Source organism: Pedococcus sp. P2_D9 (assembly GCF_056404275.1).
In genome coordinates this window covers 171,980-186,952 of the sequence record NZ_JBFUEI010000005.1, presented here as the reverse complement: position 1 = coordinate 186,952, position 14,973 = coordinate 171,980, and the positions used below count along the sequence as shown (strand labels likewise).

Sequence of the window (14,973 nt, the reverse complement as noted above, 5' to 3'; positions counted from 1 at the left end):
CTGTTACGGGGCACGTGACGCACACGGGCCCGCGAGGTCCGCTTCAGTCCATTCGGGCGAATGAGCCATCAGCCGAACGGATGATGGGTCGACTCGTGCCGGCCCCACGACGCGCCTGCACGCACGTGTGCCGCGGAGCGCACGAGGCGCTCCGCGGCACACGTCGCCGGACCTGAGGGTCGAGCTCAGACCCGACGAAGCACCGCCGTGACCTTGCCGAGGATCGTGGCGTGGTCTCCGTCGATGGGGTCGAAGGCGGCGTTGTGCGGCATCAGCCACACCTTGCCGTCCTTGCGCTTGAAGGTCTTGACGGTGGCCTCGTTGTCGAGCATCGCCGCGACGATGTCTCCGTTGTCGGCCGTGGGCTGCTGGCGGACGACGACCCAGTCGCCGTCGCAGATCGCGGCTTCGATCATCGAGTCGCCGACGACCTGGAGGAGGAACAGCTGGCCCTCGCCGACGATCTGCCGGGGGAGAGGGAAGACGTCCTCGACGGTTTCCTCGGCGAGGATGGGCACACCGGCGGCGATGCGCCCGAGCACGGGCACGTAGGTCGCAGCCGGGCGCTGGTCGCCGGACCCGGTCTCGTCGTAGGTCGCCGTCTCGTCCTCGGCGGAGGCGCCGCCGCGGTAGCCCCGCATGTCGGCGGGGGAGTCGGGGGAGACCACCTCGATGGCGCGCGGCCGGTTGGGGTCGCGGCGCAGGAAGCCCTTGCGCTCGAGGGTGGAGAGCTGGTGGGCGACCGAGCTGGGGGAGGTGAGGCCGACCGCCTCGCCGATCTCGCGCAGGCTCGGCGGGTAGCCGCGCCGGTCGACCGAGTTGCGGATCACCTCGAGCACCCGTCGCTGCCGGACGGTGAGCCCGTCACCGCGATCGCGGTCGGGCAGTTCCTTGACGTTGTCGTCGCTCATGCCGCTTCCTCACTTGAGCAGTTTCGGGTGCAGGTGCAGGTCAGGTGCCGTATGCCGGGTGCTCGCGGAGCCGTTGTCAGTGCCCTCTGATGTGCTAGCGGCATGAACACAGCGTATGGCCTTCGAACGCCTGTGCCAAACATGTGTTCGACGCGTGTCTTGATTGATTCGAACATGCGTGCTAGAAATCAGTCAAGCAGTTCTTCGCACACCCGTTCGAGGAACGCAGCAGAGCACGTCACGATGGAGGACCTGATGAGTGCAGCAGTCGCTTGGGACGTCGCCCCCGCACCGGTGCGGGTCCCCGTTCGCCCGGCTCGCCCCCGCCTGGTCTCGGTGCCCACCGGCCCAGAGGTCGCCGTCGCTCCCGCCGCCCCGCTGCGCCTGACCCGTGCAGCCCGGCTCGCGATCACGCTCACCGTCGTGGTGACGGCCGTGGCCCTGGCGATCGCCGTGTTCTCCGGTGGCGCGTCCGCCACCGTGATCGACCACTCCACCACGGTGCAGTCCGGTCAGACCCTGTCGCAGATCGCGGTCGAGCAGCTCCCGCAGCTGTCCATGGCCGAGGCGGTCGCCCAGATCCAGGTCGCCAACGACCTGACCGACAGCAACGTCCACGCCGGTCAGACGCTGCTCATCCCCGCCGTCGGCTGAGACCCGCCAGCTGCCGACTGAGCGCGCCGGTCGAGTGCCCTACGCATTTCGCGCTACGCGATAACCACGATGCGCTGGGCGCGAACCTCGTAGGACCGTGGTCGGCATGCACACCACCACACGGATGGCGGCCGCCCTGGCCGCAGCTGCCGGAGCAGTGACCTTCTCGGTGCTCCCGGCCATCGCCGCGGCGGGAACTCCCACCTCGTTCACCGTCGACACCCAGTTCGTGGACGGACCCAGCGACATCACGGCCGCGACTGGTCCGCTCTCGGCATGCACCCAGGTCACCGACCTCGAGAACGCCGCCGACCTGCGGACCCACAACCAGCTCGTCTTCAGCGGGGTCAAGCAGCTCACCTGTGGCACGGCGACGGTGACGGTCGGATATCAGGCCTTCATCACCCTCCCCGCGTTCCAGAACCCGAACGTGCTCCCAGAAGGCGGCGGCTACCGGACCTTCGGGGACTGGTGGGTCATCGACTCGACCCTGCCGGGCGTGAGCTCGGGCGGCGGCAAGCTGGCGGGCGACAACCGCACCTGCACGCTCGATGCCGGCTCAGTCGGCTGCATCACCGACGCCTTCCGGGGCTTCGTCTCCTAGGACGGTGGCGGGCCGACCGCTCAGCGGTCGGCCCGCTTCGGCCTGCGTGCTGGGTGGCCGAGCTCGCCGCCCCAGAGGTGCGGGGTGCCTTCGTTCTCGACCAGGGACAGGTCGCGCCCAAGGAAGCCAGCGAGGCGCTGGGCCGCCACCCTGACCTGGGTGCGTCCTCGAGTCGAGACCTCAGGAGCGAGGTGCACCTCGACCTGCACGGCGTCGGGTCGCACGGTCCGTTTCCAGAGCCCGACGTTGGTGCCGTCGAGCACCACGCTCGCCCAGAACGGGTCGGTGTGTTCGGCATAGGGGTGGCCGGGCAGCGCTGAGAAGTTCACCTGCGGATAGGTCAGCACCGCCTCGTCATAGGTCGGGAAGAGGTATGCCGCCGGGGCGCCTCGACTGACCCGGCGCACCTGCGTCGGGTCGAACCAGTGCGGGATGCCGTCGACCTCCACTTCCTCCAGGTGGTCGCCGAGCTGTGCGAGCGCTGCCTTGGTGTCGCTGACCGTCATGGTGGCCCACCGGGTGAAGTCCTTGACCGAGGCCGGCCCGTGGCCGCTGAAGAACCGTCGGACCAGCTCCACGACAGCCTCGTCCCGGCTGCGTTCGGGTGTCGGCGCAATGACCTCGTCGACGAGGGCGTAGGAGTGGTGGACACCCTTCATCGGCCCTGAGCAGACCAGGCCGCGCATCTCCGCGACGATGAGCAGGTGGCCGAGCTGTTCGCCGGGCTTGATGCGTGAACCGCGCTCGACGAACGCCTCACCGAGCTCGGGTCGAGTGAGAAAGTTCTTGTCCTGCAACAGTTTTGCCAGCAGCTCGAACCCGTCGCCGAGCCGCTTCGTGTCGTCGAGGCCGAGCTGGCGGTGCCGCGCTCCCATGCTCGACAGCACGCGCGGCGAGGTGAGGGCGAGGATCCAGCGCAGGTCCTCGGGAGCGACGAAGTGCCACGTCGGCCGCAGGATGTGGGTGCGCAGGAAGGCGCCGGTGTCGAACTCACGCTGCACCGCGGCATACCGGTCCTTGCGGGAGCGCATGGCGAGCGAGAAGAAGGCGTGGTCGCGCTCCTGGCTCTGCACACACGTGAGCAGTCGCACGACGTCTGCGGCGCGGGGCAGCGGCGCCGAGCTGAGCCGCTGGGTGGCCAGCCGCTGGGCGAGGACGCTCGCGTGATCCATGGCGTCATCCTCTCGAATACCGCCGACAGGTGCGCGACCATGGAGGGGTGGAGCAGAGCACGACCGTCGACATCGCCGCCCCGCCGGAAAGGGTCTGGGAGGTGCTCACGGACGTCGAGCACTGGTCGGACTGGACCGCCTCGGTGCGCTGGGTTCGCCGCCTCGAGGACGGCCCGTTGCGGACGGGCTCGGCCGCCAAGATCAGCCAGCCCAAGGTCCCGACGGTGGACTGGGTGGTGACCGAGTTCGACCCCGGACGGATGTTCACGTGGGTGTCGTCCGGCCCCGGGGCGCTCACCACGGCGAGGCACTCGGTGGAGGCGCTCCCCGGCGGTGGCAGCAGGGTCCGCCTCTCGGTGGAGCAGAGCGGGATCGTGGGTTCGCTGGTCGGCCGGCTCTACCACGGGCTCACCGAGCGCTACCTCGCGATGGAGTCGGCGGGGCTCAAGGCGCAGTGCGAGGGCGGCCCCGCCTGAGGGACCGATGAGTTCGTGGACCGTTGCCGGTCGGTACTGCTGACAGGAACACCAGGAGACACGAACACCGGGCCGACGCCGACCGTGGGCACGGACCACGGAAGGCGGCAGTCATGGGCAAGGTCATCGCAGGGATCACGACGTCGGTCGACGGTTACGTCACCGGACCGGACGACGGCCCGGACAAGGGGCTCGGTGAGGGCGGCGAGCGGCTGCACTACTGGGTGTTCGGCGGGCCGTGGACCTATGCCGAGGAGCCAACCGGCCAGATGGGGGAGGTCGACAAGGCGTGGATGGACGAGGCCATGGCCAACTTCGGTGCGGTGGTCGGAGGGCGCGCGACCTACGAGGCAGCCGGGCACTGGGGTGACCAGAACCCCTGGGACGTGCCGTTCTTCATCGTCACGCACCGACCGGAGGACCAGCCCGAGGGCGACGCGTTCACGTTCGTCGACGGTCTGGCCGAGGCCGTCGAGCAGGCGCGGGCCGTCGCAGGGGACAAGGACGTGCACGTGATGGGCGGCGCCGACGTGATCCGGCAGGCCCTGGCCGCTGGGCTCGTCGACGACCTGTCGATCATCGTGGCCCCGGTCATCCTGGGCGGGGGCAAGCGACTGTTCGACGGCTTCGAGCAGGACATCGAGCTGACCCACAAGGGCGTCCGGCAGAGCGAGTACGCCACCTTCATCGACTACAGCGTGAACAAGGGCTAGATGGGTCGATCGACCCATCCAGGTGAGTGCGCGAGTGGGCGGATCGGCCGACGCGGGATGAGGCGGGCCCTTCGTAGCGTCGAGGGCATGAGCACCCACCCGACCAGGAGGCAGCCATGACCACCTCGATCTCCCCACACAAGGCAATCCCCACCACCACCGGCGGCGCCACCCACGCCGGCACGGCAGACCTGCACTGGCCTGCCCTCGCCGGCATCACGGGCCCGATCCTGTTCACCTCGGTCTTCCTCGTCCAGCAGCTGGCCCGCCACGACACCTACGACTGGGTCAGCGAGCCGGTGAGCAACCTCGAGGCCGGACCGCACGGCTGGGTCCAGCAGGCGAACTTCGTCGTGTTCGGCGTCCTCATGGCGGCGTTCGCTGGGGGGATGCACCGCGGTGTCGCTCGAAGCCGGCTGAGCCGGCTGGGCCCGCCCCTCCTCGGGCTGTGCAGCGTCGGACTGTTCATCGCCGCGGCCTTCCCCATCGAGCAGGACGCCCAAGGCGTCGCCTACGACCCCGGGTACCACTTCGTCGGCGGCGTGACCTTCTTCCTCAGCTCAGGGCTGGCGCTGCTCGCCCTGTCGCACAGCCTGCGGGCCGATCCGCGATGGGGCACAGTGCTGCCACGCTGGACCCTCGTCGCGGGGCTGCTGGCGTTGGTCGGGTTCGTGACGCTCGGCGCCTTCGCGATCGGCGAGGATACCCCACTGCACGGGTATGCCGGGTTGGCCCAGCGCGTCGTCATCCTCACCGTGACGTTCCCCTGCCTGGTCGCCCTGGCGCTGAGGTTGCGGAGCCACGACCTCAGGTACTGACTCCCCGCAGCTGGACGTCCGCGGCATACCCGCCGAGCTGTGCGGTGAGCTTGGCCGTCGCGGTGCCGGGGCCGGCCGGCGTCCAGGTCACGGTCACGGAGACCGCGTCGCCGGGGGCGATGGCGCCCTCGGTCTCGAGCTCGGCGACGAAGCCGGCCGTGGACGGCTCCACCACGAGGGAGCCCGCCGCGATGCCGAGCGCGTCCTTGCTGCCGTTGAACAGGTGGACGGTGCTGCCCACTGGGTTGGTGCCTGTCGTGGTGAGGTCGAGGCTGCGAGGCACGAAGGCGACGATGTCCTTGGTCGTGGCCGCGCCCGGACCGAGGATGACGTCGGCGACGCGTTCGATGAGGTGCCGGAAGGTCTCCTCGCGGAAGCCGATGACGAACGCGATCACGGCCAGGATGGCGATGCCCGGCCCGTCGTAGGCCACGGGCACCGCGGCCGCCGAGCCGCCACTGGCGGGCGTCGTGGGGGAGGCGGTGACGCTCTTGATGAGCAGCACGACGATCAGCACGCCGATGGTGCCGCACACGCCACCGAGCAGCGGGCGGGCGAGGTGCCACAGGTAGTAGTCGGGGTCCCAGTTGTGGGCGTGCTTGACGATGCCGACGAGGCTGATCGTCGCCCCGCCCAGCGCCCCTGCCCACGGCACCCACAGGGGCACGACCGACTGGAACGAGAACGACCAGTAGAGCCGGCTCGGCTCCGGGTCCTTGGAGTAGATCAGCACGGCGACGAGCAGCGCCGCCATCGAGATCACGTTGACGGCGAAGAAGATGCCGGGCCGTCGGCGCCAGTCGTCCTCGGGAATCGTGGCCATGCTCCGACGATCCTCCGTGCCTTTGCGGACGACATCGTCCGTTTGCACGAAGGTGCCACGTGTGGCGCGCAGCCGGCAGTCAGGTGAGGGTGCGGCGCATGACCAGCCGGGGCAGCTTGCTGGCGACCGCGTCGGTGGTCCCGACGACCGCGAACCCCGCCTTCTCGAACATGTGACGAGTCCCGACGAACGCCATCGTGAGGTCCATCCGCTGCTCGCCGGGATCGACCGGGTGGGCCTCGACGGCGGGCGCGCCGTTCGCCGCGGCATACGCCACGGCACCCTCGATGAGGTGCTCCGTCACGCCACGCCTGCGGAACCCCGAACGCACCACGACGCAGACGATGCTCCACACCGGAAGGTCGTCGACGGGACGCATGAGCGTCGACTTCGTCAGCCGGGTGATCTCCGAACGAGGGCCGATGTTGCACCAGCCGACGGGCTCGCCGTCGAGGTAGGTCACGACTCCTGGCGGGTGCTCGCGCTCGCACAGGCTGCGCATCGCGCGCTCGCGGGCGCCCGGTCCCGTCCCGCCGAGCTCCTCGATCTCCTTGGCCTGGAGGCGGTGGGACAGGCACCAGCAGTGGTTGGCGCGCCGGTTCTTGTTGATGACGTCGGCGAAGTCCTCGAACCGGTCGGGCGTCACCGGGTGCGTCTCCCACGTCTCCGTTGCCGTCACGAGTCCAGCAAAGCACCAGGCACAGACGACCCGCCCGAGTCGAGAGGGTGGCAAACCACTCCCATCACCGCCGGAGGGGTCGATCTGCCACCCTCTCGAGAGCTGGGCGCAGGTAGGGTCCGAGGGCCCGCTGCCGCATCGGCGCAGGTCAAGCGTGGTCGAGGACAGGAGGCGCGGGTGTTCGAAGCAGCGTTCTGGGGATTCGTCGGGGGAGCGGCTCTGCTCATCGGGGCGGCGGCCGGCATCTGGCTGCCCGCCTCCAAGCGCGTCATCGGCTGGGTCATGGCGATCGGCTCGGGGGTGCTCGTCAGTGCACTGACCTTCGAGCTCGCCGGTGAGGCCTACGACAAGGCAGGGGGAGTGTCGACCGTCCTGGGGCTGCTGGCCGGGTCGGTCGTGTTCTTCCTCGGCGACTGGTGGATCGACAGCCGCGGCGGGCACCGGCGCAAGAGCCCCAACGGCCCGCAAGCCGGCGCGGCTGGGACCGCGCTCGCGCTCGGAGCCCTGCTCGACGGCATACCGGAGTCGGCAGCGATCGGCGTCAGCACGATCGGCGGGGGAGGCGTGGGCGTGGCGGTCGTCGCCGCGGTGTTCCTGTCCAACATCCCCGAGGGACTGTCGTCCTCAGCGGGGATGAAGTCCGCCGGGCACAGCGCGCGGTTCATCATGGGCATGTGGCTCGCGGTCGCCGCAGCCTCCACCGTCGCGGCGGCGCTCGGTCGCGTACTGCTCGACGGAGCGGATCCGGCCGTGGTCGCGACCATCCAGGCGTTCGCCGCCGGGGCGATCCTCACGATGCTCGCGGACACGATGGTCCCCGAGGCGGTGGAGCACGCCGGACGCCTCGTCGGGCTGCTGACGGTGGTGGGGTTCAGCGCCGCGTTCCTGCTCTCGATGGCGTAACCGAGGTGGGACGCGGCGCCGCCCCTCCTGTCAGGCCTCGAGGCGGGTGCCGGTGTACGTCCCGGTGCCTTCGAACAGCATGCTGTCGTCCGGCGCGAACACGGTGAACCGGTAGGTCCCCGAGACCGTGTCCCCCTGCACCTTGCCGCGGATCTTCAGCCTCAAGGTCACGTCGGGATCACCGCCGGGCTGCCCGGCGATCGCTCCCCAGGCCGTGGCCTTGAAGCGGTTGTGACCGGTCGATGCCCACGCGCCCGTGGCGCCAGGCCCTGGCGGCTTGAGGTCGTTGGCGACGAGGACACCCCCCGTCGCGAGGCTGACGAGGGTCCGCCCCGGGTCGGGCTCGGCGGGCGGGTCGTCGGTGTGGTCCACCACCCACGTGCCCACCAGCCCCCGGCCCGAATGGCCCTCGCCCGCCGAAGCGGACGCCACCCCCGTGCCCCCGATCAGCACCCCTCCGGCGGCCACCCCCGCTGCGGCCCGGACCAGCTGACGACGATTCATCTCTCCCTGGCTCATGAGAACCTCCTCCGATGGTTCCCTGCAACGGCCCCATGCTGCACCCGAGCGCCCGGGGAGGGGTCCCTCACTCTGCGTAGGCACCAGTCGCCGGGCAGTGAGCCGGTTTCCCGTCGGGTGCCTGCGGATGGGGCCAGTGAGCGCCCCCACGAGCCCCCCATGAGCCCTCCACGGGCCCTCTACGAGCCGGAGCACCACATGTGGGGGAGCGGATTCGGGACAGACCCCACATCTGGGCGCCTCTGACGTCACATCAGTCACACCAGCACCAGTTTGGGCGTGTCGCGCCGCGCCGCCACAAGCCTCTGACCTGCGGCGATGCACACTTCGACACAAGTTTCGGGGAACGGCTTGCGTCGCAGGTCACAGCGAGGCACACTATCCCTACATCTAGTGGTTACACCGCTGTAGTTCGTCCACATGTAGTGCACAGGCTAGGGCGGGTTGTCCACACGTTGTCCCCAGCAAGTCCCCAGTTCCGTCCACAGGACGGGGCCGGATCCGCACCAGCAGACCCCACCGGGAGGAGACCGACATGCACTGCCCGTTCTGCAGGCACACCGACTCCCGCGTGATGGACTCGCGCACGACCGACGACGGCAGCTCGATCCGCCGGCGTCGCCAGTGCCCCGAGTGCGGTCGTCGCTTCACCACCATCGAGACGGCGAGCCTGACGGTCACCAAGCGCTCCGGCGCCAACGAGCCGTTCAGCCGCAGCAAGGTCCTCGTCGGCGTCCGCAAGGCCTGTCAGGGCCGTCCGGTCACCGAGGACGACCTCGCGATCCTGGCCCAGCGGGTCGAGGAGTGCATCCGCCAGCAGGGGCAGGCCGAGGTCGAGGCCCACGAGGTGGGCCTGGCGATCCTCGGACCGTTGCGCGAGCTCGACGAGGTCGCCTACCTGCGGTTCGCCAGCGTCTACCAGGCCTTCGACAGCCTCGAGGACTTCGAGGGTGCGATCACCCTGCTGCGCGCCGAGCGCGACGCCACCGGCACCGAGCCGGAGCCGCGCTCGCGACCACAGACCCAGGCGGGTATGCCGCCGGGCTAGGCCCCGCGGCATACCCGCCGTCCCGCACGGCCACGCACGACGAGAGACCAGACGAGAAGCACGGCCACAGGCGACGCACCACCAAGGGCAACGCACCACCAGAGCATCGCGGCACTGTCAGTGCCGCAGGAGACAATCAACAGTAGAAACACCCAGGGGCTAGGGAGGCCACCAGAAATGACTGAAACCGCAGGGGCACGTGCAGGTGCCCGGAAGACTTCCGGCAAGGGAGTCAAGGTAGAGCGGATCTACACCACCCCTGGTGTGCACCCGTACGACGAGGTGACGTGGGAGAAGCGCGACGTCGTCCAGCAGAACTGGAAGACCGGCGAGACGATCTTCGAGCAGCGCGGGGTCGAGTTTCCCGACTTCTGGAGCGTCAACGCCTCCACCATCGTGACCACGAAGTACTTCCGCGGCGCGCTCGGCACCGACAAGCGCGAGACCGGGCTCAAGCAGCTCATCGACCGCGTCGTGCTGACCTACGTCAAGGCGGGCAAGGACCACGGCTACTTCTCCTCCGCGGAGGACGCCGAGATCTTCGAGCACGAGCTGACCTACGCCCTGCTGCACCAGGTGTTCAGCTTCAACTCGCCGGTCTGGTTCAACGTCGGCACGCACAGCCCCCAGCAGGTCTCCGCCTGCTTCATCCTCGCCGTCGACGACTCGATGGACTCGATCCTCAACTGGTACAAGGAAGAGGGCTTCATCTTCAAGGGCGGCTCCGGCGCCGGCCTCAACCTGTCGCGGATCCGCTCGTCCAAGGAGCTGCTGAGCTCCGGTGGCACCGCCTCGGGCCCGGTCTCCTTCATGCGTGGCGCCGACGCGTCCGCGGGGACGATCAAGTCCGGCGGCGCGACCCGTCGTGCGGCCAAGATGGTCGTGCTCGACGTCGACCACCCCGACATCATGGAGTTCGTCCAGACCAAGGCGCGCGAAGAGGACAAGATCCGCGCGCTGCGTGACGCCGGCTTCGACATGGACCTCGGCGGCAAGGACATCGTGAGTGTCCAGTACCAGAACGCCAACAACTCGGTCCGCGTCAGCGACGAGTTCATGAAGGCGGTCGAGGACGGCACCGAGTTCGGGCTGCGCGCTCGCAACACCGGTGAGGTCATCGAGACGATCGACGCCCGCGAGCTGTTCCGCAAGATGGCCGAGGCCGCGTGGGAGTGCGCCGACCCGGGCATCCAGTACGACGATGTCATCAACGACTGGCACACCAACCCCGAGACCGGCCGGATCACCGCGTCCAACCCGTGCTCGGAGTACATGTCGCTCGACAACTCCTCGTGCAACCTGGCCTCGCTCAACCTGCTCAAGTTCCTCAAGGACGACGACACGTTCGACGCCAAGAAGTTCCAGCAGGTGGCCGAGCTCGTCATCACGGCGATGGACATCTCCATCTGCTTCGCGGACTTCCCGACCGAGGCGATCGGCGACACCACGCGTGACTACCGCCAGCTGGGCATCGGCTACGCCAACCTCGGCGCGCTGCTCATGGCGACTGGTCACGGCTACGACTCCGAGGGTGGCCGCTCGCTCGCTGCCGCGATCACCTCGCTGCTCACCGGTGCCGCCTACAAGCGCTCCGCCGAGATCGCGGGCGTCGTCGGTCCGTATGCCGGGTACGCCCGGAACGCGGACGCCCACAAGCGCGTGATGCGCAAGCACCAGAGCGCCAACGACGCGATCCGTCCGCTCGACACGATGGACACCTCGATCCACCGCGCAGCCACCAAGGCGTGGGACGACGTGGTCAAGGTCGGCGAGAAGAACGGCTACCGCAACGCCCAGGCGTCGGTGCTCGCCCCGACCGGCACCATCGGCTTCATGATGGACTGCGACACCACCGGCATCGAGCCGGACTTCTCGCTGGTGAAGTTCAAGAAGCTCGTCGGTGGCGGGTCGATGCAGATCGTCAACCTGACCATCCCGCGTGCGCTCAAGAAGCTGGGCTACACCGGCGAGACCATCGAGGCGATCGTCGAGTACATCGCCGACAAGGGTCACGTCATCGACGCTCCCGGCCTCAAGACCGAGCACTACGAGATCTTCGACACCGCCATGGGTGCGCGGTCGATCGAGGCCATGGGCCACGTGCGGATGATGGCGGCCGTCCAGCCGTTCCTGTCCGGCGCGATCTCCAAGACGGTCAACCTGCCCGAGAACGCCACGGTCGAGGAGATCGAGGACGTCCACATGCAGGGCTGGAAGCTCGGCCTCAAGGCGATCGCGGTCTACCGCGACAACTGCAAGGTCGGCCAGCCGCTGTCCGATGGCGGGTCTACCGCCAAGGACGCTGCCGCTGACAAGGTCACGGCTGCGGCCGAGGCGAAGATCGAGCGGGTCGTCGAGTACCGCCCGGTGCGCAAGCGTCTGCCGAAGCGCCGGACCTCGCAGACCACGTCGTTCGCGGTCGGTGGCGCCGAGGGTTACCTCACGGCCGGCACCTACGAGTCGGGCGACTTGGGCGAGATCTTCCTCAAGTTCGGCAAGCAGGGCTCGACCCTGGCCGGCGTGATGGACGCGTTCTCGATCGCGGTGTCGATCGGCCTGCAGTACGGCGTGCCGCTGGAGACCTTCGTCGAGAAGTTCACCAACCTGCGGTTCGAGCCTGCTGGTCTCACGGACGACCCCGACGTGCGGATGGCGCAGTCGATCATGGACTACGTGTTCCGTCGTCTGGCGCTGGACCACATGGACTTCGACACCCGTTCGTTCATGGGCATCCACACCGCCGAGGAGCGCGCACGTCAGCTCGAGACCGGGTCCTACCAGGCCACCGAGGCTGACGAGTCGGACGAGGAGCTCGAGGACGAGCTGGAGAACTTCAGCCAGTCCGCCCCCGTCACCAAGCCGGCCGCCGCGACCTCGACCCCCACGGTCGAGGGCAAGGCACTCGACGCCGACTCGGTGAAGTCCGGCGCCGGCGCAGCCAGCGCCCGCGAGGTCTCGGTCGAGGTCCACTCGTCCGCCGAGCTCCTTGAGAAGTTCCAGGGCATCTCCGCCGACGCCCCGATGTGCCTCACCTGCGGCACCAAGATGCGCCCCGCCGGCTCCTGCTACGTCTGCGAAGGCTGCGGAAGCACCAGCGGCTGCAGCTAACCCCCAGCCAGTCAAACAACGGKGGGCCCGGAGCGAGATCGCTCCGGGCCCACCGTTGTCGCGTGGGCCTGCCTCCCGCCTGGTCTGAGACGCATAGGAGCCGGTATGACGTACGAGTTGCCAGGCCCCAAAGTGCATTCCGTGCTCTGCTCCAGCGGCAGGAGACCTTCGCCTTCACTCCACCAGCGGGTAGCGTTGGGGTTGTGGATGGCGCTTGTCTTACGGCGTCCTTCCTGTTGTAAGGAGGCCGGGATGCCGAAGGTCGAACTGGACGTGGAGACGAGCGCCCCGCCTGAAGCCGTGCGGGCAGCCCTACTGGACTTCTCCGATCGACGGCCGGAGCTCTGGCCGGGCATAGAGCCCAGCCTCTACGAGGTCTACACGGTTGGCGATACCTTCGCCGACGTGCAGGAAGGCAGCAAGATGCCCGGGGCGACCATCTGGGCCAAGGAGCACTACGACTGGTCGGCGGGTGAGCTGGTCACGTGGACCGTTCGGGAGAGCAATTTCTGCGCTCCAGGCAGCTACGTTGCAGCCGCAATCGCGCCCCGAGGGGACGGCGGCACCCGCATACACGTGACGTGGAACCGTAGGCCAACCTCGATGGTCGGCCGGCTGGCCACCGTGCTGATCCAGCTCACCGGCGGCAAGCCAATCGCTGCTTCCATGCGCAGGGCGCTGGCCAGACTCGAGCGGCCACCGACGCCCTGACCGCTGTGCACGCGTTCGCCCCCGTCGAGTTCAGGTCGCCTACGGCTGAAGATTGAGAGCGCGCAGAGGCCGTTCGCAGATCCGCTAACACGTTCGCAAGCTGCTTGACCGCTTGGCGGCGGATTGACGCGGCTGGTCAGGGCGCAATTGCGGGGTGACGGGTGGACACGGCACTCACTGGGATGGCTGCGCCGGCTCGAGTACGAACCACACAGCCATCCCGCCTGCGTCCAATTGGGACCCCCACCTCGAGGAGAACGCGTCTACGAGCTGCAGCCCCCGGCCGTGGACGGCCAGCGGGTCCTGACTGACGTGGCTGGGGTCGATGACGACGTTCGAGCCGCTATCACGGACGGTCGTGGTAAGGACATCTTCGTCGAGGACGATGCGAAGCTCGCAGCCGGCATCGGTGTGGATCACGGCGTTGGTGACCAACTCGCTCAGGCACAGGAGGGCGTTGTCGATCGTGGCTCCATCGATGCCCCATGCGGTGAGAGTTCTGGACGCGAAGTGGCGCACGTGAGCGACTGCTCGGGGGTCGGCAGCCACGGAGTAGGTGGCTGCGTGTGCGCCCTCGGGCACCGGCTCCGTCTCCAGGGACATGCTGGCACGGGTGGTGGCCCGCTGGATTCGGCGGAGCTCCCCGCCAAGCCGCGCCCCCAGGTTCTCCAGGTCCATCAGCTGTGGCTGGTCGAAGGGCTGCGAAGTGTCGAAGAACAACGCGAAACCGCCCAGCATGTGACCGGCCGCGACGATGGGGACCGTTGCCACCCCTCGCGTGTTCGGAGGCTGGCGGTCGGCGAACCGCACATAACGGCCAGCCAGTTCGGCCAGTGAACCCAGCACAGCCTCCCCGGTGCGCACGGTGTGCGTCAGCGGGACCTCCTCATAGGCGTCGATCTCGCACCACGGGACGCTGCTTCCACCATCGCGGTCACTCGCGGTGAACAGCAGCCGCCGCCCACCGCCTTCCGCGAGTGCCAGCCCCGCCCGGTAGGCGCCCGGCACGTCGGCCAGCTGGGCGAGCGCGGACCGCGCCCACGTCTCCCCTTCAGGGACGGGTCTGCCTGCGACGTAAGGCGCCACTCCCGCAGGCTACCGACGTCCCACCCAAGCCCGAAACCCTGCGCCAGTACCTATGGTTCTACGTCACAACCGTCGTGGGACGGTGAGGGACGTTGATGAGGGCATAGGCCAAGAATCCTCCTCGGGAAGCCCAAAGCGTCCTAGCCAGGTCAGGTCCGCACCATCGGTCTGCTGGACACTTTCAGCGGCGGAGCAAGACGAGAACTCCCCCGTCAGCCCGGGCCGGCCGGGCCTCCACCCGAAGGAATGTGCTGGGCGCGCCAATCGGGCCCGTCGTTGTGACCGAACTCGATGAGGCCATACCTGCGGCAGGTGGATTTGACTGCGTTATCCGGGGACCGGTGGTGGTGCCATCGGTGACCAACAAGACGACACATCGCGCGCTTGACGTCCATGCCCCCAGTGTGAGGGCGTCGGCCCACCTGCACCAGCAGACGGGGAAACAGATCTACCCGATGGTCCCTGGACGCACGATGCCCAACTCTCGTCTTGGGATTGCCATGACGGAGACGTCAGCGTCCTCACCGTCCCACTTGAGATCACTGACGCCACACGGTGCCGGAACAAGCCGGCACCCAGCCGCGGGGACACCGCTTGTCGGCTCCATGAAGGCATATTCACCGCTCACATCGCGGCGGACAGACCTTTGGCTGCGCGTTCCTGACCGTGTCGACCGGACCCTGGAGCGTGGCCGTCGGCGTGGCCGCATGGTCTTGGTTGCCCCCAAGCTTGGAGCGGTCGGTTCGGC

The 14,973-nt window shown here is 68.6% G+C and carries 15 protein-coding genes; 9 read left to right on the top strand and 6 right to left on the bottom strand.

Going from position 1 to position 14,973, the window contains the following annotated elements; all coding sequences use genetic code 11:
* Positions 1–185 precede the first annotated feature (185 nt).
* A complete protein-coding gene (gene lexA, locus AC1DXJ_RS11015) occupies positions 186–911 on the bottom strand; it encodes a transcriptional repressor LexA (protein WP_477615328.1) in 726 nt (241 codons plus the stop codon).
* 255 nt (positions 912–1,166) lie between these two features.
* On the opposite strand from lexA, the gene AC1DXJ_RS11010 reads away from it, so the two are divergent.
* Both AC1DXJ_RS11010 and AC1DXJ_RS11005 read left to right on the top strand, forming a co-directional pair.
* Positions 1,167–1,565, top strand: coding sequence for a LysM peptidoglycan-binding domain-containing protein (locus tag AC1DXJ_RS11010; RefSeq protein WP_477615327.1), 399 nt, complete (start codon positions 1,167–1,169; stop codon positions 1,563–1,565).
* Between the two features lie 106 nt (positions 1,566–1,671).
* The gene (locus AC1DXJ_RS11005) at positions 1,672–2,169 is read left to right on the top strand and encodes a hypothetical protein (RefSeq protein ID WP_477636925.1); all 498 of its coding nucleotides are present in this window, start codon (positions 1,672–1,674) and stop codon (positions 2,167–2,169) included.
* 20 nt (positions 2,170–2,189) lie between these two features.
* Here AC1DXJ_RS11005 and AC1DXJ_RS11000 read toward each other — a convergent pair whose 3' ends face one another.
* Complete coding sequence (locus AC1DXJ_RS11000) at positions 2,190–3,341, bottom strand: winged helix DNA-binding domain-containing protein (RefSeq protein ID WP_477636924.1); 1,152 nt, start codon at positions 3,339–3,341, stop codon at positions 2,190–2,192.
* 47 nt (positions 3,342–3,388) lie between these two features.
* Between AC1DXJ_RS11000 and AC1DXJ_RS10995 the strand changes: the two genes are divergently transcribed.
* The 3 genes from AC1DXJ_RS10995 to AC1DXJ_RS10985 all read left to right on the top strand — a co-directional run bounded on the left by AC1DXJ_RS10995 (position 3,389) and on the right by AC1DXJ_RS10985 (position 5,348).
* A complete protein-coding gene (locus AC1DXJ_RS10995; RefSeq protein WP_477615325.1) occupies positions 3,389–3,817 on the top strand; it encodes an SRPBCC family protein in 429 nt (142 codons plus the stop codon).
* 113 nt (positions 3,818–3,930) lie between these two features.
* Positions 3,931–4,530, top strand: coding sequence for a dihydrofolate reductase family protein (locus tag AC1DXJ_RS10990; protein WP_477615324.1), 600 nt, complete (start codon positions 3,931–3,933; stop codon positions 4,528–4,530).
* A 116-nt stretch (positions 4,531–4,646) separates the two neighbouring features.
* Positions 4,647–5,348: a DUF998 domain-containing protein gene (locus AC1DXJ_RS10985; RefSeq protein ID WP_477615323.1), complete on the top strand. Its 702-nt coding sequence runs from the start codon at positions 4,647–4,649 to the stop codon at positions 5,346–5,348.
* Here the strand turns inward: AC1DXJ_RS10985 and AC1DXJ_RS10980 are convergent.
* Together AC1DXJ_RS10980 and AC1DXJ_RS10975 are read right to left on the bottom strand one after the other, a co-directional pair.
* On the bottom strand, positions 5,338–6,171 hold the full coding sequence (locus AC1DXJ_RS10980; RefSeq protein WP_477615322.1) for a hypothetical protein: 834 nt from the start codon (positions 6,169–6,171) through the stop codon (positions 5,338–5,340). The genes AC1DXJ_RS10985 and AC1DXJ_RS10980 overlap by 11 nt on opposite strands.
* 79 nt (positions 6,172–6,250) lie before the next feature.
* On the bottom strand, positions 6,251–6,850 hold the full coding sequence (locus AC1DXJ_RS10975) for a GNAT family N-acetyltransferase (protein ID WP_477615321.1): 600 nt from the start codon (positions 6,848–6,850) through the stop codon (positions 6,251–6,253).
* A gap of 177 nt (positions 6,851–7,027) precedes the next feature.
* Here AC1DXJ_RS10975 and AC1DXJ_RS10970 point away from each other — a divergent pair, with 177 nt between their 5' ends.
* Positions 7,028–7,753, top strand: a complete 726-nt coding sequence (locus tag AC1DXJ_RS10970) for a ZIP family metal transporter (RefSeq protein WP_477615320.1) — start codon at positions 7,028–7,030, stop codon at positions 7,751–7,753.
* 30 nt (positions 7,754–7,783) lie between these two features.
* Here AC1DXJ_RS10970 and AC1DXJ_RS10965 read toward each other — a convergent pair whose 3' ends face one another.
* The gene (locus AC1DXJ_RS10965; protein WP_477615319.1) at positions 7,784–8,272 is read right to left on the bottom strand and encodes a hypothetical protein; all 489 of its coding nucleotides are present in this window, start codon (positions 8,270–8,272) and stop codon (positions 7,784–7,786) included.
* Positions 8,273–8,807: 535 nt separating this feature from the next.
* Here AC1DXJ_RS10965 and nrdR point away from each other — a divergent pair.
* From nrdR to AC1DXJ_RS10950, 3 genes are all read left to right on the top strand, one after another.
* Positions 8,808–9,320 carry a transcriptional regulator NrdR gene (gene nrdR, locus AC1DXJ_RS10960; protein WP_477615318.1) on the top strand — a complete coding sequence of 171 codons (513 nt, stop codon included), beginning with the start codon at positions 8,808–8,810 and terminating at the stop codon, positions 9,318–9,320.
* A 177-nt stretch (positions 9,321–9,497) separates the two neighbouring features.
* Positions 9,498–12,428, top strand: coding sequence for a vitamin B12-dependent ribonucleotide reductase (locus tag AC1DXJ_RS10955; RefSeq protein WP_477615317.1), 2,931 nt, complete (start codon positions 9,498–9,500; stop codon positions 12,426–12,428).
* A gap of 252 nt (positions 12,429–12,680) precedes the next feature.
* A complete protein-coding gene (locus tag AC1DXJ_RS10950; RefSeq protein ID WP_477613399.1) occupies positions 12,681–13,139 on the top strand; it encodes an SRPBCC family protein in 459 nt (152 codons plus the stop codon).
* Positions 13,140–13,313: 174 nt separating this feature from the next.
* Here the strand turns inward: AC1DXJ_RS10950 and AC1DXJ_RS10945 are convergent, their stop codons facing one another.
* Positions 13,314–14,225 carry an ATP-binding protein gene (locus AC1DXJ_RS10945; protein WP_477613398.1) on the bottom strand — a complete coding sequence of 304 codons (912 nt, stop codon included), beginning with the start codon at positions 14,223–14,225 and terminating at the stop codon, positions 13,314–13,316.
* Positions 14,226–14,973: the final 748 nt, after the last annotated feature.